General features: G+C 61.1%; 22 protein-coding genes and 1 pseudogene. 9 read left to right on the top strand and 14 right to left on the bottom strand.

Annotated elements, in window-relative coordinates; genetic code table 11:
• Nucleotides 1-158: 158 nt before the first annotated feature.
• Entirely contained in the window at nucleotides 159-1010 is an 852-nt protein-coding gene (locus tag AC07OV_RS14920) for an SDR family oxidoreductase (RefSeq protein WP_494997532.1), read from the top strand.
• 124 nt (nucleotides 1011-1134) lie between these two features.
• Here AC07OV_RS14920 and AC07OV_RS14915 read toward each other — a convergent pair whose 3' ends face one another.
• The 6 genes from AC07OV_RS14915 to AC07OV_RS14890 form a co-directional block, all read right to left on the bottom strand.
• Nucleotides 1135-1878, bottom strand: coding sequence for a hypothetical protein (locus tag AC07OV_RS14915; RefSeq protein ID WP_495092471.1), 744 nt, complete (start codon nucleotides 1876-1878; stop codon nucleotides 1135-1137).
• Nucleotides 1879-1935: 57 nt separating this feature from the next.
• On the bottom strand, nucleotides 1936-2316 hold the full coding sequence (locus tag AC07OV_RS14910; protein WP_003176922.1) for a RidA family protein: 381 nt from the start codon (nucleotides 2314-2316) through the stop codon (nucleotides 1936-1938).
• Between the two features lie 24 nt (nucleotides 2317-2340).
• On the bottom strand, nucleotides 2341-4446 hold the full coding sequence (gene spoT / locus AC07OV_RS14905; RefSeq protein ID WP_017735756.1) for a bifunctional GTP diphosphokinase/guanosine-3',5'-bis pyrophosphate 3'-pyrophosphohydrolase: 2106 nt from the start codon (nucleotides 4444-4446) through the stop codon (nucleotides 2341-2343).
• A 60-nt stretch (nucleotides 4447-4506) separates the two neighbouring features.
• Nucleotides 4507-4770, bottom strand: a complete 264-nt coding sequence (rpoZ, locus tag AC07OV_RS14900; RefSeq protein WP_003176920.1) for a DNA-directed RNA polymerase subunit omega — start codon at nucleotides 4768-4770, stop codon at nucleotides 4507-4509.
• A gap of 167 nt (nucleotides 4771-4937) precedes the next feature.
• Nucleotides 4938-5558, bottom strand: a complete 621-nt coding sequence (gene gmk / locus AC07OV_RS14895; RefSeq protein WP_176994459.1) for a guanylate kinase — start codon at nucleotides 5556-5558, stop codon at nucleotides 4938-4940.
• 10 nt (nucleotides 5559-5568) lie between these two features.
• On the bottom strand, nucleotides 5569-6432 hold the full coding sequence (locus AC07OV_RS14890) for a YicC/YloC family endoribonuclease (RefSeq protein WP_176994458.1): 864 nt from the start codon (nucleotides 6430-6432) through the stop codon (nucleotides 5569-5571).
• A 185-nt stretch (nucleotides 6433-6617) separates the two neighbouring features.
• Between AC07OV_RS14890 and rph the strand changes: the two genes are divergently transcribed.
• On the top strand, nucleotides 6618-7340 hold the full coding sequence (gene rph, locus AC07OV_RS14885) for a ribonuclease PH (RefSeq protein ID WP_016975928.1): 723 nt from the start codon (nucleotides 6618-6620) through the stop codon (nucleotides 7338-7340).
• A 22-nt stretch (nucleotides 7341-7362) separates the two neighbouring features.
• Nucleotides 7363-7731 carry a DUF4870 domain-containing protein gene (locus AC07OV_RS14880; RefSeq protein WP_176994457.1) on the top strand — a complete coding sequence of 123 codons (369 nt, stop codon included), beginning with the start codon at nucleotides 7363-7365 and terminating at the stop codon, nucleotides 7729-7731.
• A gap of 59 nt (nucleotides 7732-7790) precedes the next feature.
• Here the strand turns inward: AC07OV_RS14880 and crc are convergent, their stop codons facing one another.
• Nucleotides 7791-8570 (bottom strand): catabolite repression control protein Crc, encoded by a 780-nt coding sequence (gene crc, locus AC07OV_RS14875; protein ID WP_003195493.1) that lies wholly within the window; start codon nucleotides 8568-8570, stop codon nucleotides 7791-7793.
• 82 nt (nucleotides 8571-8652) lie between these two features.
• On the opposite strand from crc, the gene pyrE reads away from it, so the two are divergent.
• Nucleotides 8653-9297 carry an orotate phosphoribosyltransferase gene (gene pyrE / locus AC07OV_RS14870; protein WP_494997533.1) on the top strand — a complete coding sequence of 215 codons (645 nt, stop codon included), beginning with the start codon at nucleotides 8653-8655 and terminating at the stop codon, nucleotides 9295-9297.
• 167 nt (nucleotides 9298-9464) lie between these two features.
• Here pyrE and argB read toward each other — a convergent pair whose 3' ends face one another.
• The 4 genes and pseudogenes from argB to coaBC form a co-directional block, all read right to left on the bottom strand.
• Nucleotides 9465-10370, bottom strand: a complete 906-nt coding sequence (argB, locus tag AC07OV_RS14865) for an acetylglutamate kinase (RefSeq protein ID WP_065902486.1) — start codon at nucleotides 10368-10370, stop codon at nucleotides 9465-9467.
• A gap of 19 nt (nucleotides 10371-10389) precedes the next feature.
• Nucleotides 10390-11811: pseudogene (locus AC07OV_RS14860) on the bottom strand (phosphomannomutase/phosphoglucomutase); the annotation flags it as partial.
• A 240-nt stretch (nucleotides 11812-12051) separates the two neighbouring features.
• Nucleotides 12052-12507, bottom strand: a complete 456-nt coding sequence (gene dut, locus AC07OV_RS14855; protein ID WP_176994454.1) for a dUTP diphosphatase — start codon at nucleotides 12505-12507, stop codon at nucleotides 12052-12054.
• A 5-nt stretch (nucleotides 12508-12512) separates the two neighbouring features.
• Nucleotides 12513-13721: a bifunctional phosphopantothenoylcysteine decarboxylase/phosphopantothenate--cysteine ligase CoaBC gene (coaBC, locus tag AC07OV_RS14850; RefSeq protein ID WP_099586016.1), complete on the bottom strand. Its 1209-nt coding sequence runs from the start codon at nucleotides 13719-13721 to the stop codon at nucleotides 12513-12515.
• Nucleotides 13722-13864: 143 nt separating this feature from the next.
• On the opposite strand from coaBC, the gene radC reads away from it, so the two are divergent.
• Entirely contained in the window at nucleotides 13865-14539 is a 675-nt protein-coding gene (gene radC, locus AC07OV_RS14845) for a RadC family protein (RefSeq protein WP_176994453.1), read from the top strand.
• 108 nt (nucleotides 14540-14647) lie between these two features.
• Here radC and AC07OV_RS14840 read toward each other — a convergent pair whose 3' ends face one another.
• Nucleotides 14648-16240, bottom strand: coding sequence for an ABC transporter substrate-binding protein (locus tag AC07OV_RS14840; protein ID WP_495092470.1), 1593 nt, complete (start codon nucleotides 16238-16240; stop codon nucleotides 14648-14650).
• Nucleotides 16241-16698: 458 nt separating this feature from the next.
• On the opposite strand from AC07OV_RS14840, the gene rpmB reads away from it, so the two are divergent.
• Nucleotides 16699-16932 carry a 50S ribosomal protein L28 gene (rpmB, locus tag AC07OV_RS14835; protein WP_003176907.1) on the top strand — a complete coding sequence of 78 codons (234 nt, stop codon included), beginning with the start codon at nucleotides 16699-16701 and terminating at the stop codon, nucleotides 16930-16932.
• An 11-nt stretch (nucleotides 16933-16943) separates the two neighbouring features.
• Entirely contained in the window at nucleotides 16944-17099 is a 156-nt protein-coding gene (gene rpmG, locus AC07OV_RS14830) for a 50S ribosomal protein L33 (protein ID WP_003176906.1), read from the top strand.
• 71 nt (nucleotides 17100-17170) lie between these two features.
• Here rpmG and AC07OV_RS14825 read toward each other — a convergent pair whose 3' ends face one another.
• A complete protein-coding gene (locus tag AC07OV_RS14825; protein ID WP_176994451.1) occupies nucleotides 17171-17533 on the bottom strand; it encodes a cupin domain-containing protein in 363 nt (120 codons plus the stop codon).
• 230 nt (nucleotides 17534-17763) lie between these two features.
• Between AC07OV_RS14825 and AC07OV_RS14820 the strand changes: the two genes are divergently transcribed.
• Complete coding sequence (locus tag AC07OV_RS14820) at nucleotides 17764-19257, top strand: aldehyde dehydrogenase (RefSeq protein WP_176994450.1); 1494 nt, start codon at nucleotides 17764-17766, stop codon at nucleotides 19255-19257.
• A gap of 179 nt (nucleotides 19258-19436) precedes the next feature.
• On the top strand, nucleotides 19437-20579 hold the full coding sequence (locus AC07OV_RS14815; protein WP_494997536.1) for an MFS transporter: 1143 nt from the start codon (nucleotides 19437-19439) through the stop codon (nucleotides 20577-20579).
• Between the two features lie 96 nt (nucleotides 20580-20675).
• Here AC07OV_RS14815 and AC07OV_RS14810 read toward each other — a convergent pair whose 3' ends face one another.
• Nucleotides 20676-22244, bottom strand: a complete 1569-nt coding sequence (locus AC07OV_RS14810) for a phospholipase D family protein (protein ID WP_176994448.1) — start codon at nucleotides 22242-22244, stop codon at nucleotides 20676-20678.
• Nucleotides 22245-22269: the final 25 nt, after the last annotated feature.

The following is a 22269-nucleotide window of genomic DNA, read 5'->3' as shown; positions in this document are numbered from 1 at the left end:
ATCGTCCTGCCAGACCCGTGGGGGTCGAGGACAAATGGGCGGTTATTATTGCAAGTAATTCTTGTTAACAAAAGTAATACAGTTACTTAATTTGTCCTTTTGCTGGCCGCTGGTCATCTTCGGCGGCTAATCTGCGCCTTTAGTCATGGAGTTTTGTAATGTCTGCGCCCTCTGTTGTGATTGCCGGCTGCGGTGATGTGGGTAGTCGTCTGGCCAGCCAATTGCTGGACTCAAAATGGGAGGTCCACGGCCTGCGGCGCGATATTTCGCGGCTTCCGCAGGGGGTGATTGGCATTGCCGGCGACCTGTTCAATAAGGACTGCCCCGACACCTGGCCGATCGGCGGGGTGGATTACCTGGTGTATTGCGCAGCGGCCACCGACCACGACGAAGCCGGCTATCGCGCCGCTTATGTGCAAGGGTTGCAGCATGTGTTGGAGTGGCTGCAGGACTATGGCCAGGCGCCGAAACACTTGCTGTTTGTGTCCAGCAGCAGTGTGTATGGGCAGCAGAACGGTGAGTGGGTTGATGAAACGTCCGACACCCAGGCGCAGGGGTATTCCGGCAAGATCATGCTCGAAGCCGAGCAAGTGGCGCTCAACAGTGGCATACCGGCGAGCATCGTGCGCCTGACGGGCATTTACGGCCCGGGCCGAGAGTGGCTGCTGACCCAGGTACGCCAGGGCTATCGCGTGGCAATCGATCCACCTTTATATGGCAACCGCATTCATGCGGATGACGCGGCGGGCTTGCTGGCGTTTTTGTTGCGGCATGTGGAGCAGGGCGGCGCGTTGGATAAGGTCTACATTGGCGTCGACGATGCGCCGGCACCGTTGGCTGAGGTGGTGGGGTGGTTGCGTGAGTATCTGGGTGTGACGGAGTGGGCGGATGACGCCAGTGTGCGCCGGGCGGGGAGCAAGCAGTGCAGCAATGCACGGGTCAAGGCGTTGGGCTGGAAGCCGACGTATCCAACGTATCGCGAAGGCTATGCCGCGATTCTCAAAGGCTGAAACACGGTTGAAAATGTGGGAGCTGGCTTGCCTGCGATAGCGGTGTGTCAGTCACATCTGCATTGGATGTGGCACCGCCATCGCTGGCAAGCCAGCTCCTACATTTGGATTCTCGTGAGGCGGATTACTGCTTTTCAAGCAGCCACTGGCGAGGGCCTGGGGTGAACGAGGGCACTTCATCCGCCTGCGCAGTGTTCACCGCCTGGAAGATTTCCAGCTGTTTGCCCTTGCGCGCAAAGATCCACGGGTTGCCCTTGCCGTTCAGTTGCAGCCAGATGCTGTCGTAACCGCCGCTCATGGAGGCGCAGTCGCCCGCCAGGCACAGCGAATACTGGTCGACACCCGGCAGGCCAGCCACCTGGCCATTGGCCTGGAACTGGACCGTGGCGCCGTCACCGTTGCCGTCTTTGATCTTCCAGTCGCCGCCCATGTAGGCCGCATACAGCGCCCGTTCAAAGTTGGCGCCCAGTGGCGCGCCTTCCGGGGCAGGGTCTTTGGCGCGGGAGAACAGCTGCTCAGGCTCGTTGTCATTGGCCACTTGCAGCAGTTGTTTGCCTTTGCGCTTGAGTTCGGTGGCCGTGCTGCCGTAGAAATCCACGCTCCAGGCGCCGGATTTCTCACCGAGCAACTTGCCTTCGGCTACTTCAAAACCGTTGTAGTAGCGTGCCTGCGAAGCCTTGGTGTTCACTTCCCATTCAAGGTTAGGGCCATAGGTTTGCAGGGCTTCACGCAAAGGGCCGCCCTTGGCTGCCGCATCGATGGCGACCTGGTTGATCCAGGTGCCGCTCACATCCAGGTCGGCGGGGTTGCTGGCGCAGCCGCCGAGCAACAGGGCGAGCAACGATGAGGCTACAAGCGCTTTGCGCATTACGAAATCCTTCTGAAACAAAGTCGGCGCAGCCCTTTGAGGGCTGCGCCGGGTGTTTTACTCGATGACCAGAATCGCGTCCATCTCAACCTGTGCGCCCTTTGGCAGGGCAGCAACGCCGATGGCGGCGCGGGCTGGGTAGGGTTGTTCGAAGTATTTGCCCATGATCTCGTTGACCTTGGCGAAGTGGCTCAGGTCGGTGAGGAAGATGTTCAACTTGACGATGTCCTTGAACGAACCGCCAGCGGCTTCGGCAACAGACTTGAGGTTCTCGAAGACTTGTACGGTCTGGGCTTCGAAGCCTTCAACCAGCTCCATGGTCTTTGGGTCCAGCGGGATCTGGCCGGACATGTAGACGGTGTTGCCCGCCTTGATGGCCTGGGAGTAGGTGCCGATGGCCGCCGGGGCCTTGTCGCTGGTGATAACAGTCTTGGTCATGAGTGACTCCTTGTAAGAGGCAGGTTATGCACGCATGCGGGTGATACGAATCACACCAGTCAAGGCGCGCAGTTTCTTGATCACGCGGGCCAGGTGCACGCGGTCGTGGACGCTGACCACCAACTGGACCACGCTGATGCGACCATCGCGCTCGTCCATGCTGATTTTCTCGATATTGCCGTCGGCCGCGTTGACGCTGCTGGCCAGCAGTGCGATCAGGCCGCGCTGGTGTTCCAGCTCCACCCGCAGCTCGACGTTGAATTCGCCGGTGACATCCTTGGCCCACGAGAGCTGGATGCATTTTTCCGGGTTGTGGCGGATTTCGGTGATGTTGCGGCAGTTGTCCAGGTGCACCACCATGCCTTTGCCCGCCGACAGGTGGCCAACAATCGGGTCGCCCGGGATCGGCGTGCAGCACTTGGCGTAGCTGAGCACCAGGCCCTCGGTGCCGCGAATTGCCAGCGGGCCTTCCGGGCTTGGCAACTGTTCGCCTTCGCCGAGCAGGCGACGGGCGACCACGTAGGCCATGCGGTTGCCCAGGCCGATATCTTCCAGCAGGTCCTCGATGGTTTCCTGACGATATTCGTGGAGCATCGCTTGCACGCGCTCGGCCGGGATCTTGTCGAGGGCGCTATCGAAGCCGTTGAGCACCTTGTTCAGCAGGCGTTCGCCGAGGCTGATGGACTCGGAGCGGCGCTGCAGCTTCAGGGCGTGACGGATGTGGGTGCGCGCCTTGCCGGTGACCACGAAGTTGAGCCACGCCGGGTTCGGGCGTGCGCCCGGTGCGCTGACGATCTCGACTGTGGAGCCGCTTTGCAGCGGTTCAGACAGCGGCGCGAGACGACGATTGATCCGACACGCAATACAGCTGTTGCCTACGTCGGTGTGCACGGCGTAAGCAAAGTCGACCGCCGTGGAGCCTTTTGGCAGCTCCATGATCCGGCCTTTGGGCGTGAACACGTAGACCTCGTCCGGGAACAGGTCGATCTTCACGCTTTCGATAAATTCGAGGGAGTTGCCGGCACGTTGCTGCATTTCCAGCACGCCCTTGACCCACTGGCGGGCGCGGGCATGGGTGCCTTTTGGCTGCTCGTCGCCGCTGGATTTGTACAGCCAATGGGCGGCGATGCCGTTGTTGGCCATCTCTTCCATTTCGCGGGTGCGGATCTGGATCTCGATCGGCACGCCGTGCATACCGAACAGCGTGGTATGCAGCGACTGGTAGCCGTTGGCCTTGGGAATCGCGATGTAGTCCTTGAAGCGGCCCGGCAGGGGTTTGTACAAATTATGTACAGCACCCAGCACGCGGTAGCAGGTGTCGACCTTGTCGACGATGATCCGGAACGCGTACACGTCCATGATCTCATTGAAGGCCCGGCGCTTGCCGCGCATCTTTTTATAGATGCCGTAGATGTGTTTCTGCCGGCCGCTGACTTCGCCCTCGATCTCGTCGATCGCCAGGCAATGGCTCAGGGACTCTTCGATCTTGTTGACGATTTCCTTGCGGTTGCCCCGGGCGCGCTTGACCGCCTGGTAAATGCGCGCTGAGCGCATCGGGTGCATGGCCTTGAAGCCGAGGTCTTCGAATTCGATACGAATGGCGTGCATGCCCAGCCGGTTGGCGATGGGCGCGTAGATTTCCAGGGTTTCCTTGGCGATGCGCCGGCGCTTTTCGCCGGACAGCACTTCCAGCGTGCGCATGTTGTGCAGCCGGTCGGCCAGCTTGACCAGGATCACGCGGATGTCGCGTGCCATGGCCATGGCCATCTTCTGGAAGTTTTCCGCCTGGGCTTCGGCCTTGGTCTCGAAGTTCATCTGGGTCAGTTTGCTGACCCCGTCGACCAGTTCGGCCACGGTTTCGCCAAATTGTGCGCTGAGCGCTTCCTTGGCGATGCCGGTGTCTTCGATCACGTCATGCAGCATCGCGGCCATCAGGCTCTGATGGTCCATGTGCATGTCGGCAAGAATGTTTGCCACCGCAAGAGGATGGGTGACGTACGCCTCACCGCTGCGGCGGCGCTGGCCGTCGTGGGCTTGTTCGGCGTAGAAATACGCTCGGCGGACCAGGTTGACCTGGTCTGGGCCGAGGTAGGTCGATAAGCGATCGGCGAGGGCGTCTATGCTCGGCAAAGTGTTAACTCCTGCCGTTGGCTGTGACCCCGCGCCGTGCTACGTCGACCAGGCATAGGCTTAGACGGCCTCGTTGGACTCGTCCTCGAACGCTGCAAACAGCGGTTCGTCTTCAACGATTTCAGCGTTGGCGATGAACTCGTAGCTCATCAGGCCTTCAGCGATTTCACGCAGGGCGACAACGGTAGGCTTGTCGTTTTCCCACTGGACCAGGGGCTCTTTGCCGCCAGTGGCCAGTTGACGGGCACGCTTGGTAGAGAGCATGACCAGCTCAAAGCGGTTATCCACGTGTTCTAGGCAGTCTTCAACGGTTACGCGGGCCATGGTATTCCTCGGAGCGAATGCAAGATGCGCGCTGCCCGGTTGGGCGAGCGGACTGAGCAGTTTAAAAAATCACCAGCGTTTAGGGAAGCGCTGATTTTTCGCGAGCCTTCGTAAAACCGCTGCAAGCACCAATGTAAAGCCCTTGCAGCCATTTTGGGAAGAGCCAATCAACCGAGCAGTTCGGCCAGCAATTTGCCGAAACGCTGCTGTTGGCGCTTTTGCTGGAGCTGATTGGTGCGGAAAATCGCCTTCAAATCCTCCAGCGCGTGGGAAAAGTCGTCGTTAATGATCAGGTAGTCGTAGTCGACGTAGTGGCTCATTTCGCTGACGGCCTCACGCATGCGGCCTTCGATGATCTCGTCGCTGTCCTGGCCACGGTTGGTCAGGCGCTGGTGCAAGGCTTCCAGGGACGGCGGCAGGATGAAGATCGAACGCGCCTTGGGCATCAGCTGGCGTACCTGCTCGGCACCTTGCCAGTCGATTTCCAGGATCAGGTCGTGGCCTTCGTCCAGGGTCTGCTGCAGGTGGCTTTGCGAGGTGCCGTAGAGGTTGCCGAACACTTCGGCGCGCTCCAGGAAGTCGCCGTGCTCGATCATCTTCACGAACTCGGTGCGCTCGACGAAGTGGTAGTGCACGCCGTTCACCTCACCCGGGCGCATGGCGCGGGTAGTGTGGGAGACCGAGATGCGGATCTGCTCGTCGGCGTCGGTCAGGGCCTTGACCAGGCTGCTCTTGCCCGCGCCAGAGGGGGCGGAAATGATGTAAAGGGTGCCGGTGCTGTGGGTCATGGAAGTTGCCTTACTCAATATTCTGTACTTGTTCGCGCATCTGCTCGATCAACACCTTGAGGTTGACCGCAGCGGTGGTGCTGCGCGGATCGAAAGCCTTGGAGCCCAGTGTATTGGCTTCGCGGTTGAGTTCCTGCATCAGGAAGTCCAGGCGCCGACCGGCGGCACCCGCCGACTTGAGCACGCGGCGTACTTCGAGGATGTGGGTGCTCAGGCGGTCGAGCTCTTCGGCCACGTCGCTTTTTTGTGCGAGCAGCACCATCTCTTGCTCCAGACGCGTCGGGTCGAGGTCGGCCTTCATGTCGGTGAAGCGGTCGAGGACCTTCTGGCGCTGGGTGGCGAGCATCTGTGGCACCAACTCGCGCAGGGTGACCACGTCTTCCTCGATGGCGGTCAGGCGATCGCTGATCAGGCGGGCCAGTTCGGCGCCTTCGCGCTCGCGACCGGCTTTCAGCTCCTTCAAACCTTGAGTGAACAGGGCGAGGGCTTCGGCGTTAAGGGCCTGTGGGTCGGTGGCGTCGGCCACCAGCACGCCGGGCCAGGCCAGCACTTCCAAAGGGTTCAGCGCGGCGGGTTGCTTGATCAGGCCGGCGATGGTTTCAGCCGCGGCGACCAGTTGCGCGGCGCGGTCGCGGTCGACCTGCAGCGGTTTGCCGGTGGTTTCCTCGGTAAAGCGCAGGGTGCATTCCAGCTTGCCACGGGAAATGCCCTGGCGCAGTGCTTCGCGCACGGCGCCTTCGAGGTCGCGGAACGATTCCGGCAGGCGCAGGTGCGGCTCCAGGTAGCGACTGTTGACCGAGCGCAGTTCCCAGCTCAGGGTGCCTTGGGCGCCGGCTTTTTCGACGCGGGCGAAGGCGGTCATGCTGTGCACCATGGAGGTACCTCGCGTTGCAGCCCGCAAACACGGGCTGAATGGTTAAGAAGGCGCAGGATTGTAGCGCAGTGGGGCGGACGCGCCCAAACTCGACCATTGGTAACCGAATTTTTTAGCAGTGCCCCGAAGCGGTTCACGGCTCTATAATGCTCGGCAGTTTTTCGTCCTCAGTACAGGTATCCCCTATGAAACGTCCAAGTGGTCGCGCTGCCGATCAGCTCCGCTCGATCCGCATCACCCGCAACTACACCAAACACGCCGAGGGTTCTGTACTGGTCGAGTTTGGCGATACCAAGGTTATCTGCACCGTCAGCGTCGAAAATGGCGTGCCGCGTTTCCTCAAGGGTCAGGGCCAGGGCTGGTTGACCGCCGAATACGGCATGCTGCCGCGCGCCACCGGCGAGCGTAACCAGCGTGAAGCCAGCCGTGGCAAGCAAGGCGGTCGTACCCTGGAGATCCAGCGCCTGATCGGCCGTTCCCTGCGCGCAGCCCTGGACATGTCCAAGCTGGGCGACGTGACCCTGTACGTCGACTGTGACGTGATCCAGGCCGACGGCGGCACCCGTACTGCGTCCATTACTGGCGCCATGGTGGCTTTGGTCGACGCGTTGAAAGTGATCAAGAAGCGCGGCGGCCTGAAGGGCGGCGACCCGCTCAAACAAATGATCGCTGCCGTTTCGGTGGGCATGTACCAGGGCGAGCCTGTGCTGGACCTGGATTACCTGGAAGACTCGGCTGCCGAGACCGACCTGAACGTGGTCATGACCAGCACCGGTGGTTTCATCGAAGTGCAGGGCACTGCCGAAGGCGCGCCATTCCAGCCGGCCGAGCTGAACGCTATGTTGGCCTTGGCCCAGAAGGGCATGACTGAAATTTTCGAACTGCAGAACGCCGCATTGGCCGACTGAACAGGCTTCAAGGAGAAGCGCCATGAATGACAGCCAGGTGGCCGTGCCGGAACCTTCCAAGGAAGTTCGCCAGTGGGCGATGTTGTGTCATTTCGCGGCGTTTCTGGGGTTGGTCTTCCCCTTCGGTAGCCTGATTGGGCCGCTGATTTTGTGGCAGATCAAGAAAGATATGCACCCGTTCATCAACGATCAGGGCAAGGAAGCCCTCAACTTCCAGATCACCGTGGCAATCGCCTGGATGGTCTGCATGGTGCTCGGGTTCGTGGTGATCGGCTTCCTGCTGATGGGTGTGCTGGTGATCGGAGCGTTGGTGCTGACGATCATTGCCGGTATCAAGGCCAATAAAGGCATTGCCTACCGTTATCCCCTCACCTGGCGCCCGGTTGAATAACCGAGCGCCCACAAAAAAACCGACAGCGATGTCGGTTTTTTTGTACCTGGAAAAAGACCTCAGATGGTCAGAGTCCAGTCGTAGTCCACGATCAGCGGTGCGTGCTGCGAGAAGCGCGGCTGGCGCGGCAGGCGTGCGCTGCGAACGAACCGGCGCAGACCTGGGGTCAGCAACTGGTAGTCGAAACGCCAACCCAGGTTGAGCATCTCGGCCTGTTCGTTATCCGGCCACCAGCTGTACTGGTCGCCCTCACGGCTGACTTCACGCAGGGCATCCACGTAGCCCATGTTGCCGACAATCTCGTCCATCCAGGCACGTTCCGGCGCCAGGAAGCCCGGGGATTGCTGGCTGTCGCGCCAGTTCTTGATATCCAGCTTTTGTTGCGCCACGTACAGCGAGCCACAGTAAATGTACTCGCGACGTTTGCGCCGCTGTTTATCCAGATAACGGGCGAAGTCGTCCATTAGCTTGAACTTCTGGTTCAAGTCTTCATCGCCGTTCTGCCCCGAAGGGAGCAGCAAGGTCGCGATGCTGACCTTGTCGAAATCGGCTTGCAGGTAGCGCCCGTAGCGGTCGGCTGTCTCGAAGCCGAGGCCGCTGATGACCGCCTTGGGTTGCAACCGCGAGTACAAAGCCACGCCACCTTGGGTGGGCACTTCGGCATCGCAGGCATAAAGGAAGTAGCCATCCAGTTGGAAGGCTGGGTCGTCCAGTTCAAAGGCGGAGGCGCGGGTGTCCTGCAGGCAGATGACGTCGGCATTCTGTGCTTGCAGCCAACTGAGCAAACCACGCTCGACTGCAGCCTGAATACCATTGACGTTCACACTGATGATCCGCATAAATGGCCCCAAAAATCGCGTGCGTGTATGATACACGCCGTCTACCTAATTAGCTAAATCCGTGGTATCTGAGGCTTTTTTCATGCAGGCGTATCAACGCGATTTCATTCGTTTTGCCATCGATCGCGGCGTTTTACGCTTCGGCGAGTTCACCCTCAAGTCCGGGCGCACCAGCCCGTACTTCTTCAATGCAGGCTTGTTCAACTCGGGTTCGGCCCTGGCCCAGCTGGGTCGTTTCTATGCGGCCGCCATCGTTGAAAGCGGTATTCCCTTCGACGTGCTGTTCGGCCCGGCCTACAAGGGAATCCCCCTGGCAGCGGCAACTGCCGTGGCGTTGGCCGAGCATCATGGCAAGGACCTGCCTTGGTGCTTCAACCGCAAAGAAGCCAAGGCCCACGGCGAAGGCGGTAGCCTGGTCGGGGCTCCGCTCAAGGGCGAAGTACTTATCATCGACGACGTGATCACCGCTGGCACCGCTATCCGTGAAGTGATGCAGATCATTGCTTCCCAGGAAGGCGCCAAGGCCGCTGGCGTGCTGATCGCGCTGAACCGCCAGGAGCGTGGCAATGGCGAATTGTCGGCGATCCAGGAAGTGGAGCGCGACTTCGGCATTCCGGTGGTGAGCATCGTGTCGTTGAATCAGGTACTGCAGTTCCTGGAAGATGATCCGCAGCTCAAGCAGCATCTGCCTGCTGTTCGCGCCTACCGCGAGCAGTTCGGCGTCTGACACAAATCCCCTGTGGGAGCGGGCTTGCCCGCGATAGCGGCGTATCAGGCGATGAAATTGTTGAATGCGCCGCCGTCATCGCAGGCAAGCCAGCTCCCACATTTGGACCGTGCACAAACAAAAGGCCCCGCTCAATCAAATTGAGCGGGGCCTTTTGTTTTCAGCGTTTAAGGACGCTTGCGGTTACTGATCAGCGTACCCATGCCGGTATCCGTGAAGATCTCCAGCAGTACCGCATTCGGCACGCGGCCATCGATGATCAGCGAGCTGCCGACGCCGCCTTGCACGGCTTCCAGCGCGCAACGGATCTTCGGCAGCATGCCGCCGTAGATAGTGCCGTCGGCGATCAAGTCGTCGACTTGCTGGGTGGTCAGGCCGGTCAGTACCTTGCCTTCCTTGTCCAGCAGGCCAGCGATGTTGGTCAGCAGCATCAGCTTTTCAGCCTTCAGTGCTTCGGCCACCTTGCCGGCCACGAGGTCGGCGTTGATGTTGTAGGACTCGCCGTTGGCGCCCACGCCGATTGGCGCAATTACCGGGATGAAATCACCTTTGACCAGCAGGTTCAGCAGGTCGGTGTTGATGCCGATCACTTCGCCCACTTGGCCGATGTCGATGATTTCCGGCTGGGTCATTTCCGGCGTCTGACGGGTTACCGTCAGTTTTTTCGCACGGATCAGCTCCGCATCCTTGCCGGTCAAGCCGATAGCGCTGCCGCCATGGCGGTTGATCAGGTTGACGATGTCCTTGTTGACCTGGCCGCCGAGGACCATCTCCACCACGTCCATGGTCTGCGCATCTGTGACGCGCATGCCATCGATGAAGTGGCTCTCGATCGACAAGCGCTTGAGCAGGTCGCCGATTTGCGGGCCGCCGCCGTGGACCACCACCGGGTTGATCCCCACGGCTTTCATCAACACGATGTCGCGGGCAAAGCCGGTTTTCAGCTCGTCGCTTTCCATGGCATTGCCGCCGTACTTGATCACCAGCGTCTTGCCGACATAGCGTCGAATGTAAGGCAACGCTTCGGAAAGAACTTTGGCGGTATTGGCAGCGGCTTCGCGTTCGAGGGTCATTCAGGGCTCCGGTAAAAAATCAGAACGGTAATTGGAGATCAGGGGCAACACGTTTCAACTGGGCGTGGAACACGTCCTTGATGCGCTGCAACTCAGCCTCGGTATCCGCCTCGAAACGCAGGACCAGCACCGGTGTGGTGTTGGACGCGCGAACCAGGCCCCAGCCTTTGGCGTAATCGACTCGCACACCATCAATGGTGGTCAGGTTGGCGCCTTCGCCCCATTGCGCATCGTGCAGTGCGTCAATGATGCTGAATTTGCTCTCCTCGGTCACATGGATATTGATCTCTGGCGTAGAAATATCATTCGGGAAGGTCTGAAACAGCTCCTGCGCCGTGGATTTTTCCTTGCTGAGGATCTCCAGCAGACGGGCGGCACTGTAAATACCGTCGTCGAACCCGAACCAGCGCTCCTTGAAGAACACGTGGCCGCTCATTTCGCCGGCCAGCAGGGCACCGGTTTCCTTCATTTTCTTTTTGATCAACGAGTGGCCGGTCTTCCACATTAGTGGCCGACCGCCGTATTCCTTGATCAGCGGCGTCAGGCGGCGGGTGCACTTCACGTCGAAGATGATCTCGGCGTTGGCGTTGCGCGCCACCACATCGCGGGCAAACAGCATCAGCAGGCGGTCGGCGAAGACGTTCTCGCCGGTGTTTGTCACTACACCCACACGGTCACCGTCACCGTCGAAAGCCAGGCCGACATCGGCCCCGGTTTCCTTGACCTTGGCGATCAGGTCCACCAGATTCTCGGGCTTGCCTGGGTCCGGGTGGTGGTTGGGGAAGTTGCCGTCGACGTCGCAGAACAGCGGGGTCACCTCGCAATTCAGGGCTTCGAGCAGTTGCGGGGCGATCACGCCGGCGGCGCCGTTGCCGCAGTCCACCACCACTTTCAGGCGGCGCGCGAGTTTGACGTCGCCAGTGATTTCGTCAGAGTAGCGTTGCAGGATGTCGACTTTGGTGATGCTGCCCTTGCCGCTGGTCAGATCGTTGTTTTTCAAGCGGTCGTGCAGGGCCTGGATCTGCTCGTTGGCGAGGGTGTCGCCGGCAATGACGATCTTGAAGCCGTTGTAGTCCGACGGGTTATGGCTGCCGGTGAGCATGACCCCGGATTTGCCGGCCAGTACGTTGGCGGCGTAGTACAGCGCAGGTGTTGGCACCAGGCCGACGTCGCTGACATGGCAGCCGCTGTCGGCGAGGCCCTGGATCAGTTGCTCGACCAGTTCCGGGCCGGACAGGCGGCCGTCACGGCCTACCGAAACGTTGGGCTCATCCTGAGCCAGGCTCTGGGCGCCGATGGCGCGGCCAATCCAGTAGGCGGTTTCGGCGGTCAGGGTCTTGGGCACTACGCCACGAATGTCATAGGCGCGAAAGATGCTGTCGGGAAAAGTCGGGGCTACTCGGGCTGCGGTACTCATCGCGGGGGGAAACTCCATCTGAAGGGGGCAAAGCTGGCCTGAATGTGGCTGACCGGCGGGCTCAAACTGAAGGGTATGACGGCGTTTTCGGCAGAGAGTTCGTGGTGCAAAAATGCCATCGGCGCTGGCACTCCGTGCTTTTTGATGCGTAATACATTGATTTCAATGACGAAATCTCGCTGAGAAGGTGCGCGCATTCTTCATCCTGGAAAGCCATGCGGTGGCATCGGGCCGGGCAAGGGCGCCCGGCCTGATTCAGCTTAGTCAGTGGCTGCCGGAATGCCCAAAACCACCTGCGCCGCGTTGTGTTTCAACAAATTCCTCAACCAGCTCGAAGTGCGCCTGTACCACCGGTACCAGCACCAGCTGGGCGATGCGTTCGCCGACAACGATGTTGAACGCGGTCTGGCCACGGTTCCAGCACGACACCATCAGTTCGCCCTGGTAGTCGGAGTCGATCAGGCCCACGAGGTTGCCCAGCACGATGCCATGTTTATGGCCCAGGCCGGAGCGCGGCAGGATCAAAGCCGCCAGGCCGGGGTCGCCGACATAGATCGACAGGCCGGTCGGAATGAGGATTGTCTGGCCCGGCTCAAGGACAGTGTCCTCCTTGAGCATGGCGCGCAGGTCAAGGCCGGCAGAGCCCGGTGTGGCGTAGGCCGGCAGTGGGAAATCGCTGCCGATGCGTGGGTCGAGGATCTTGGCTTGCAAAGCGTGCATGTGAATTAAACCTGGTTCAGCCGTTGGGCGATAAAAGAGATCAGTTGGCGGGCAATCTTGCCCTTGCTGGTCTGGGCGAAAAGGGTGGCGTGCAGATCGCGGTCAATCACGCTGCAGGCGTTTTCCTCGCTGTTGAAGCCGATGCTCGGGTTGGCGACATCATTGGCGACGATCAGGTCGAGGTTTTTGTCTTTCAGTTTGCGTGCGGCGTAGTCCAGCAGGTGTTCGGTCTCGGCGGCAAAGCCGACGCTGAACGGACGGTCCGGGCGCGTGGCGATGGTGGCCAGGATGTCCGGGTTGCGCACCATTTGCAGGAGCAGGCCGTCGCCGCTCGTAGGGTCTTTCTTGAGCTTTTGCGGGGCGACGACTTCCGGGCGGTAGTCTGCAACCGCTGCCGACGCGATGAACAGGTCGCAGGGAATAGCCGCTTCGCAGGCCGCCAGCATGTCGCGGGCGCTGACCACGTCGATTCGCGTGACCCGATCGGGGGTCGGCAAATGCACCGGGCCCGTGATCAAGGTGACGCGCGCGCCTGCCTCAACCGCCGCTTCTGCCAAGGCAAAGCCCATTTTTCCTGAGCTATGGTTGGTGATGTAGCGCACCGGGTCGATGTTTTCCTGGGTCGGGCCGGCGGTGATCAATACGTGCTTGCCGGTCAGGGCCAGGTGCTGGAAGCACTCGGCGGCGCACTGCGCCAGGTCGGTGGCCTCGAGCATGCGGCCCATGCCGACGTCGCCACAGGCCTGGCTGCCGGAGGCCGGGCCGAACACCTTGAGGCCGCGGCTTTGCAGGAGTTGGGTGTTGGCCTGGGTCGCCGGGTCACGCCACATGGCCTGGTTCATGGCCGGGGCGATGGCGACGGTGGCGTCGGTGGCTAGCACCAGGGTGGTCAGCAGGTCATCGGCGATGCCCTGGGCCAGGCGGGCGATCAGGTCGGCGGTGGCCGGTGCGATCAGCACCAGGTCGGCCCATTTGGCCAGTTCGATATGGCCCATGGCGGCTTCAGCTGCCGGGTCCAGCAGGTCGAGGTGAACCGGGTGGCCGGAGAGGGCCTGCATGGTCAATGGGGTGATGAACTCGCTGCCACCACGGGTCATGACCACGCGCACTTCGGCGCCTTGGTCCAGGAGCCTGCGAACCAGCTCTGCGCTCTTGTAGGCGGCGATACCGCCGCCGACGCCGAGAACGATGCGTTTCCGATACAGACGCTGCATTGGTTTGCCTTTCCAGTTCAGTGATGCCAGTTCAATGACGCCTGCGATGCCCCCTCCCCAGGGGAAATCGCAGGCAAAAAAGAGGGCTTAAGATAACACAGCGTCTGCCTGGCAACAGCGGCGCACGTACACACGGAGGTGGGATGAGTATTCGCGATTGGCCCGTAGCGGAGCGGCCGCGGGAGAAGCTTTTGGAGTGGGGGGCGGCGAGTCTGTCCGACGCCGAATTGTTGGCGATCTTCCTGCGCACCGGGGTTTCTGGCCGCAGTGCGGTCGACCTGGCGCGCCATTTGTTGGCGCAATTTGGTGGTTTGCGGCCGCTGCTGGAGGCGAGCCAGACGCTGTTCAGCCAGCATTTGGGGCTAGGGCCAGCGAAGTTTGCCCAGTTGCAGGCCGTGTTGGAAATGTCCCGCCGTCATATGGCCGAACGACTGCGCAGTGATTCGGTGCTGGAGAGCCCGCTGGCGGTGCGCAGTTACCTCAAGGCGCTGTTGCGGCATGAGCCTCATGAGACGTTTGGTTGCCTGTTTCTGGACTCGAAGCACCGGGTGCTGGGGTTCGAGGCGTTGTTTCAGGGCACCATCGACTCTGCGGTCGTTTACCCCAGGCAAGTGGTCAAGCGTGCCCTGGCCTACAACGCGGCGGCGCTGATCCTGTGTCATAACCATCCTTCCGGGAATGCGGAACCGAGTGCAGCTGATCGAAAAATGACCAAGTTGCTACAAAAGGCCCTGGAGGTGGTGGACGTGCGCGTGCTGGATCACATCATCGTGGGCGATGGTGACCCGCTGTCGATGGCTGAATACGGATGGCTGTAGGAGCCGGCTTGCCGGCGATAGCATCCATGAAACCCATGAGGTTTTCGGGACGCCATCGCCGGCAAGCCGGCTCCTACAAGGGCGGGGTCGGGGGTTCAGGTAGGGCGGTCAGGGTTTCAGGCTGACTTTGGAGAAGTCCTGTCGGCCGAACGGGCTGACCTTGTAGCCCTCGACATTCTTGCGGGTCAGCGCGAATGCCGTCGGGTGAGCCAGTGGCAGCCAGAGTGCCTGCTGCTGGATCTGGGCCTGGGCCTGCTGGTACAACTTGCTGCGCACGCCTTGTTCGCTGGTGGTCTTGCCCGCGCTGATCAGCTTGTCCAGGGCCGGGTCGCAATAACGGGCGAAGTTGGTGCCGGACTTCACTGCCGCGCAAGAGAATTGCGGCGTGAGGAAGTTATCCGGGTCGCCGTTGTCACCGGCCCAGCCCATGAACAACAGGTCGTGCTCGCCGGCCTTGGCACGGCGGATCAGCTCGCCCCATTCGATCACGCGAATTTCTGCCTGGATGCCGACCTTGGCCAGGTCAGCCTGCAGCAGTTGTGCGCCGAGGTTCGGGTTGGGGTTCAGCAGGCTGCCGGTGGGGCGGGTCCAGATCGTGGTCTTGAAGCCGTCCTTGAGGCCAGCCCGGTTCAGCAGGGCCTTGGCCTTGGCGAGGTCTTGTGGATAACCCGGCAGATCCTTGGCATAGCTCCAGGTGTTGGGCGGGTAAGGGCCATTGGCGGCTTCGGCAGTGCCTTCAAACACGGCCTTGAGGTAGCTGTCCTTGTCGAACGCCAGGTTGATGGCCTGACGCACTTCCGGTTTGTCCAGGGGCGGGTGCTGGGTGTTGATGGCGACAAACGCCGTCATGAATGCAGCGGTTTTTTCCACCTTCAACGCTGCGTCTTTGGCGGCTTCACCCACGTCCAGGGGCTTGGGCGACAGGGCGATCTGGCACTCATCACGGTGGAGTTTCTGCAGGCGCACGTTGGCGTCCGGCGTGATGGCGAAGATCAAGTTATCCACAGCCGGTTTGCCGGCAAAGTAGTCCGGGTTGGCCTTGTAGCGCACCACGGCGTCTTTCTGGAACCGCACGAACACGAACGGGCCGGTGCCGATCGGCTGGCTGTTGAGCTTCTCGGGGGTGCCGGCCTTGAGCAGTTTGTCGGCGTATTCGGCTGGGTAGATCGACGCGAAACCCATGCTCAGGGCGGCAAGGAAGGTGGAGTCGGCATGGTCCAGGGTGAAGCGCACGGTCAGTGGGTCGAGGGCGTCGATTTTCTTGACCAGTGTTGGCAGTTGCAGGGATTGCGCGTGCGGGAAGCCGCTTTGGGCGACCTGATGCCATGGGTTGGCCGGGTCTAGCATGCGTTCGAAGCTGAAGCGCACATCTTCGGCGGTCAGGGTGCGGCTTGGGGTGAAATACTCGGTGCGGTGGAATTTCACGTCCGGGTGCAGCTTGAAGGTATAGGTCAGGCCATCGGGCGAGACGTCCCAGCTGTCGGCCAGGCTTGGCACCAGCTTGCCGCTGGCCTCGTCGTAGTCCACCAGGCGGTTCATCAGCACGTCGGCCGAGGCGTTGGTGGTGGTCAGCGAGTTGTATTGCACCACGTCAAACCCTTCGGGGCTGGCCTCGGTACACACACTCAGGTTGGTGGCCGCCTGGGCCAGCGGCGCCATAAAGAGAGGGGCAAGCAATAGCGGTAGGGCAGCGAAGCGCATATTCGGTTTCCTTTGCAGATCGAAGGCCCATCTGCGAGTGCAGTCTGGAAAAAGCCTACCGTAGTGGTCTGATTGGCAAATGACTAGCCCATTTTTGCCTGTGCTTTTCGCCAAAATGCTGTTTTGATGACGCCTCAGCGCGTTTCGCCCTTCACTTTTCGGTGCGGGCGGGCGCTGTAAATCATTCTGTGCGACGAGCGGTCGGCTATTACAGCGGCCCCTCCTGGCAACGGTTCAGGCGTCTGCTGCCAAGATTTACGCCGGTAAAAACACACGGGCTGTTGTTGCACTGGGGTCTTTCTGGTATAAAGCAGCGCTCTTTTCTAGGGGCCCGGTTCCTTCGCTTGTAGGTGTAGCCGGTAAGACCCTAAAGAAACGCGGCGCCTGGCGCCAAATGACTGAGAGATTAAGCGGCCAACCCATGCCGGGTTGGGCATGTGGTTTTAGAGGGCTGAGGCATGTCGAGAGTCTGTCAAGTTACCGGTAAGGGTCCGGTGACTGGGAATAACATTTCCCACGCAAATAACAAAACCCGTCGTCGTTTCCTGCCGAACCTGCAGCATCACCGCTTCTGGGTTGAAGAAGAGAAACGTTTTGTTCGCCTGCGTGTATCTGCTAAAGGCATGCGTATCATCGACAAGCGTGGCATCACTGTCGTGCTGGCCGAAATCCGTGCCGCTGGCAAGATCTAAGGAGCTCTATCATGCGTGAATTGATTCGAATGATCTCTAGCGCCGGTACTGGTCACTTCTACACTACCGACAAGAACAAGCGTACTACCCCGGACAAGCTCGAAAAGAAAATGTTCGACCCGCGCGTTCGCAAGCACGTGATCTACAAAGAAGGCAAAATCAAGTAATTGATTTTCCTCCTTGTGAAAAAAAGCCCGTCTCTCACAAGTCGGGCTTTTTTTTGCCTGCGATTTACTGATCAGGCCTTCTGCTCGAACACCACGTAGATCTTGCGGCACGGTTCCAGTACTTCCCAGGTGCCGCTGAAACCAGCGGGAATCACGAAGCGGTCGCCGGCGCGCAGGGTCTTGGCATTGCCCGCGGCATCTCGCAATACCGAAACGCCCTGCACAATCTCGCAGTACTCATGTTCGGTGTAGTTGACCTTCCATTGCCCGACCTCACCTTCCCACACCCCGGCGCTCATCTGGCCGCACGGGCTGTTGTAGTGGTTGTAGATCGTTTGCTCCGGGTCGCCCTTGAGGATTTTTTCCGCAGCAGGGCGGTAGCGATCGGGGGCGGTGTTGGCTTGGCTGAAGTCGACGATGTCCTGGATGCTCATGTGCGTGTCCCGTCTGGCCTGCGGTTGGAGAGCCCAAAGTCTATGTTTATTAAAATGAACATCGCAAGGGCGTTTGCCGGCGTTATGTCAAATATATTGAAACATCCCCAGCCGCTGGTTTAGGGTGGCAACTGCCTTGAGCCGAACAGCTGGCTGGCCGGGCAAGAATTCTGTGAGGCTGCCGGGGGACATCGCCTGGCCCTTGTATTCAATAAGAGGAGGACACTCGCATGACCACCCTGACCCGTGCCGACTGGGAACAACGCGCCAAGGATCTGAAGATCGAAGGCCGCGCCTACATCAACGGCGAATACACCGCCGCTGCTTCCGGTGACACGTTCGAATGCATCAGCCCGGTCGATGGCCGCCTGCTGGCCACTGTTGCCAGCTGTGACGCCGCCGACGCCCAGCGCGCCGTGGAAAACGCTCGCGCCACCTTCAATTCCGGTGTGTGGTCGCGCCTGGCGCCGGCCAAGCGCAAGTCCGTCATGCTGCGTTTCGCCGCGTTGCTCAACGCCAATGCCGAAGAGCTGGCGCTGCTTGAAACCCTGGACATGGGCAAGCCAATCACCGACTCCCTGGAAATCGACGTACCCGGCGCCGCCAATGCCCTGAGCTGGAGCGGTGAAGCCATCGACAAGATCTACGACGAAGTCGCCGCCACCCCGCACAATCAGTTGGGTCTGGTGACCCGCGAGCCGGTCGGTGTCGTGGGCGCTATCGTGCCGTGGAACTTCCCGTTGATGATGGCCTGCTGGAAGCTCGGCCCGGCGCTGTCCACCGGTAACTCGGTGATCCTCAAACCGTCCGAAAAATCCCCGCTGACCGCCATCCGCATCGCGGCCCTGGCGGTTGAAGCCGGCATTCCAAAAGGCGTGCTGAACGTACTGCCAGGCTACGGCCACACCGTGGGCAACGCGCTGGCGGTGCACATGGACGTCGATACCCTGGTGTTCACCGGCTCTACCAAGATCGCCAAGCAATTGTTGATCCGCTCCGGCGAGTCGAACATGAAGCGCGTCTGGCTGGAAGCCGGTGGCAAGAGTCCGAACATCGTGTTTGCCGATGCCCCGGACCTCAAGGCCGCTGCCGAATCAGCGGCCGGCGCGATCGCCTTCAACCAGGGCGAAGTCTGCACGGCCGGTTCGCGTCTGCTCGTCGAGCGCTCCATCAAGGACAAATTCCTGCCGCTGGTGATCGAGGCCCTCAAGGGCTGGAAGCCGGGCAACCCACTGGACCCGGCGACCAACGTCGGCGCCCTTGTGGATACCCAGCAGATGAACACCGTGCTGTCCTACATCGAGGCCGGCCACGCCGATGGTGCGAAGCTGGTCGCGGGTGGCAAGCGCACCCTGGAAGAAACCGGTGGCACCTACGTCGAACCGACGATCTTCGACGGTGTGACCAACGCCATGAAGATCGCCCAGGAAGAGATCTTTGGCCCAGTCCTGTCGGTGATCACCTTCGACAGCGCCGAGGAAGCGGTGAAGATCGCCAACGACACCGTCTACGGCCTGGCCGCAGCGGTGTGGACTGCCGACATCTCCAAGGCGCACCTGACCGCCAAGGCACTGCGTGCCGGTAGCGTGTGGGTCAACCAGTACGACGGCGGCGACATGACCGCCCCGTTTGGTGGCTTCAAGCAGTCGGGCAATGGCCGCGACAAGTCGCTGCACGCGTTCGACAAGTACACCGAGCTGAAGGCGACCTGGATCAAGCTGTAAGCAACACTGCTGGCAACATGTGGGAGCCGGCTTGTGTGGGAGCTGGCTTGCCTGCGATAGCATCACCTCAGTTCATCTGAACAACCGAGGTGCCTGCATCGCAGGCAAGCCAGCTCCCACATAAGCCCGCTCCCACACTGTTTTGTGTGACCTCAAAAATGATCCACAGGAGCGTGGAAATGCGTTGGGCGACTTATTTCGCCGTCTTGGCCTCAGTCCTCAGCGTCGGCCTGGCCCTGGGTGTGAGCATGCCGCTGGTGTCCCTGCGCCTTGAAAGCTGGGGCTACGGCAGTTTTGCGATTGGGGTGATGGCGGCGATGCCAGCCTTTGGCGTCCTGCTGGGAGCCAAAGTCTCCAGCAGGATGGCGTCATGGCTGGGCACCGCCAACCTGATGCGCCTGTGCTTGTGGGCGGGCGCGGTGTCCATTGGCTTGCTGGCGATCCTGCCAAGCTACCCGGTGTGGCTGGTGCTGCGGCTGATGATCGGGGTGATCCTCACCATCGTGTTTATCCTCGGCGAAAGCTGGATCAACCAGTTGGTGGTGGAGCAATGGCGCGGCCGGCTGGTGGCGCTGTATGGCTGCAGTTATGCCTTGAGCCAGCTGTCGGGGCCGCTGCTGCTGGGAGTGCTGGGCACCGACCATGACTACGGTTTCTGGGTGGGCGTGGGTTTGCTGATGGTAGCGCCCTTGTTGTTGCTGGGCCGCAGCGGTGCGCCGACCGCCGAATCCTTCAGCGTGACCCTGGGCGACCTGTGGCGCTTCTGCCTGAGCCTGCCGGCAATTGCCTGGGCGGTGGCCTTGTTCGCCGCGTTCGAAGCAATGATTCTGACGCTGCTGCCGGTGTATTGCCTGCAACAGGGCTTCACCGCCGAAATCGCCTTGGCCATGGTCAGCACGGTGGTGGTCGGCGATGCGCTGTTGCAGTTGCCTATCGGCGCGCTGGCCGACTACCTGCCGCGGCGCACGCTGTTTCTGAGTTGTGCGGTGCTGTTGCTGGCCTCGAGCCTGGCGATTCCCGTGGTGTTGCACACGCTGGTGATCTGGCCGGTGTGGGTGTTGTTCGGCGCCAGTGCGGGCGGGTTGTTCACCCTGTCGTTGATCTTGATCGGCGAGCGTTATCGCGATGATGCGCTGGTGCGCGCCAATGCCCACATCGCGCAGTTGTGGGGGATCGGTTGCCTGATCGGGCCGTTGGTGGCCGGCGCGGGCAGCCAGTGGATCAGCGGGCATGCGTTGCCGCTGTTGATGGCTGCCGGGGCGTTGGGTCTGGTGGTGCTGCTGTTGCGCCAAGGCGCATTCGGCGCCGCACAACCTGCCTGAAATACAACCCCTGTAGGAGCCGGCTTGCCGGCGATTGAGGTATGTCAGTCAACAAATTATTCGGCCGACACTCCGCTATCGCCAGCAAGCCGGCTCCTACAGCATGCGTTCCAGGCCAACGCTGGTGGCGAACCACGCATTGAACCGCCGCCACCAACTGCCCGGCTCTCGGGTCAGGGTGTGCAACTGGCCGTTGTCTTCAGTCACCCACACCACCTGGCCATCCTGCAATTTCGCTTCGTAGCTCAAGGCAGGCGCCATGCCCTGCAGCGCCAAGTTGCGAACGTGCTCCGCCAGCTCGGGACTGTCCACCAGCACGCCGACTTCGGTGTTCCACAACACCGAGCGCGGGTCGAAATTGAACGAGCCGATAAACGACTTCTCGCGATCAAAGATCATCGCCTTGCTGTGCAGGCTGGAGTCCGAACCGCGGAACGTGCCGCGACGAAACAGGTGCGGGCCGCTGCCGCCCCCGGCATCGCCCGGTTGGCGACGCAGCTCGTAGAGTTTCACGCCGTGCTCGAGCAACGCCTTGCGGTAGGGCGCGTAGCCACCGTGCACGGCAGGCACGTCCGTCGCCTCCAAAGAGTTGGTCAGCAGGCTAACCGAGACGCCCGCATCCGCGCGGCCGGTGAGGTAGAGCAGGCCGGGTTGCCCCGGCACAAAGTACGCCGAGATCATCATCAACTCGTGATTGACCCCTTCCAGCTCCGGCGCCAATTGGGTGGTCAGCAGCAGTCGCGGGTCCGGCTCGGCCGTGGCCAATACCTTGCTGGGTGCATCCCACAGCGCCTGGTTCCAGGCCCAGATCAGTTCGCGCCGCCAGGTATCCATGCGCGGTTGGGTCTGGTAAGTGCGCAAGCGGTTGTACAGTGCGTGGTTCTGCTGGCGTGATTCGGCCAGCGAGGCCTCCAAGCGCACGCGGGCAGCGGCCAGGTCGCCTTTGGACGGGGCGCTGGAAACAAACTCATCGATGGGTTTGCTCAGGGCACTGTTCCAGTACTGGTCAAAGCTGTGGCCCAGTTGCTCGGCCACCGGGCCCACGCTGAGCATGTCGATGTCGGTGAAATTCAGGTTGGGCTCGGCGTCGAAATATTCATCCCCCAGGTTGCGCCCGCCCACGATGGCCACGCTGTTGTCGGCCAGCCACAGCTTGTTGTGCATGCGCCGGTGTTGCAGCGACAAGTTGAACAGGCGGCCCATGGCCCGGGTTACGCCCGTGCTGCGCCCCAGGTGCAGCGGGTTGAACAGGCGAATCTCGATCTTGGGGTGGGCGGCGAGGGTGGCGATGATCTGGTCAAGGCCATCGCTGGTAGTGTCGTCCAGCAGGATGCGGATGCGCACGCCCCGGTCGGCGGCCTTGAGCAGCTCGTCCACCAGCATGCGGGTGCTGATACCGTCGTGCACGATGTAGTACTGCAGGTCGAGGCTGACCTGGGCGTTGCGGATCAGTTCGGCGCGGGCCATGAAGGCTTCGCTGCTGTTGGGCAGCAGGCGAAAGCCCGAGCGTCCTTGATAGGGCGCCGCCTGGGCCTGGATCGAGCGGCCGAATGAGGATTGCGCTGCGGGCAGTGCGTCGCTGGGGACGCGCGGTACATCCACCGTCGCACAGCCACCCAGCGCCAGGGCGCCCAGCATTAAAAACGGTAAAAGCCGTCGAATCATCAAGGGCGCTGCTTCCAGTTCAGGG

The organism is Pseudomonas sp. GW821-FHT09A09 (genome assembly GCF_059418405.1).
The sequence above is the reverse complement of the archived record's forward strand: the minus strand, read 5'-3'. Positions and strand labels throughout refer to the sequence as shown.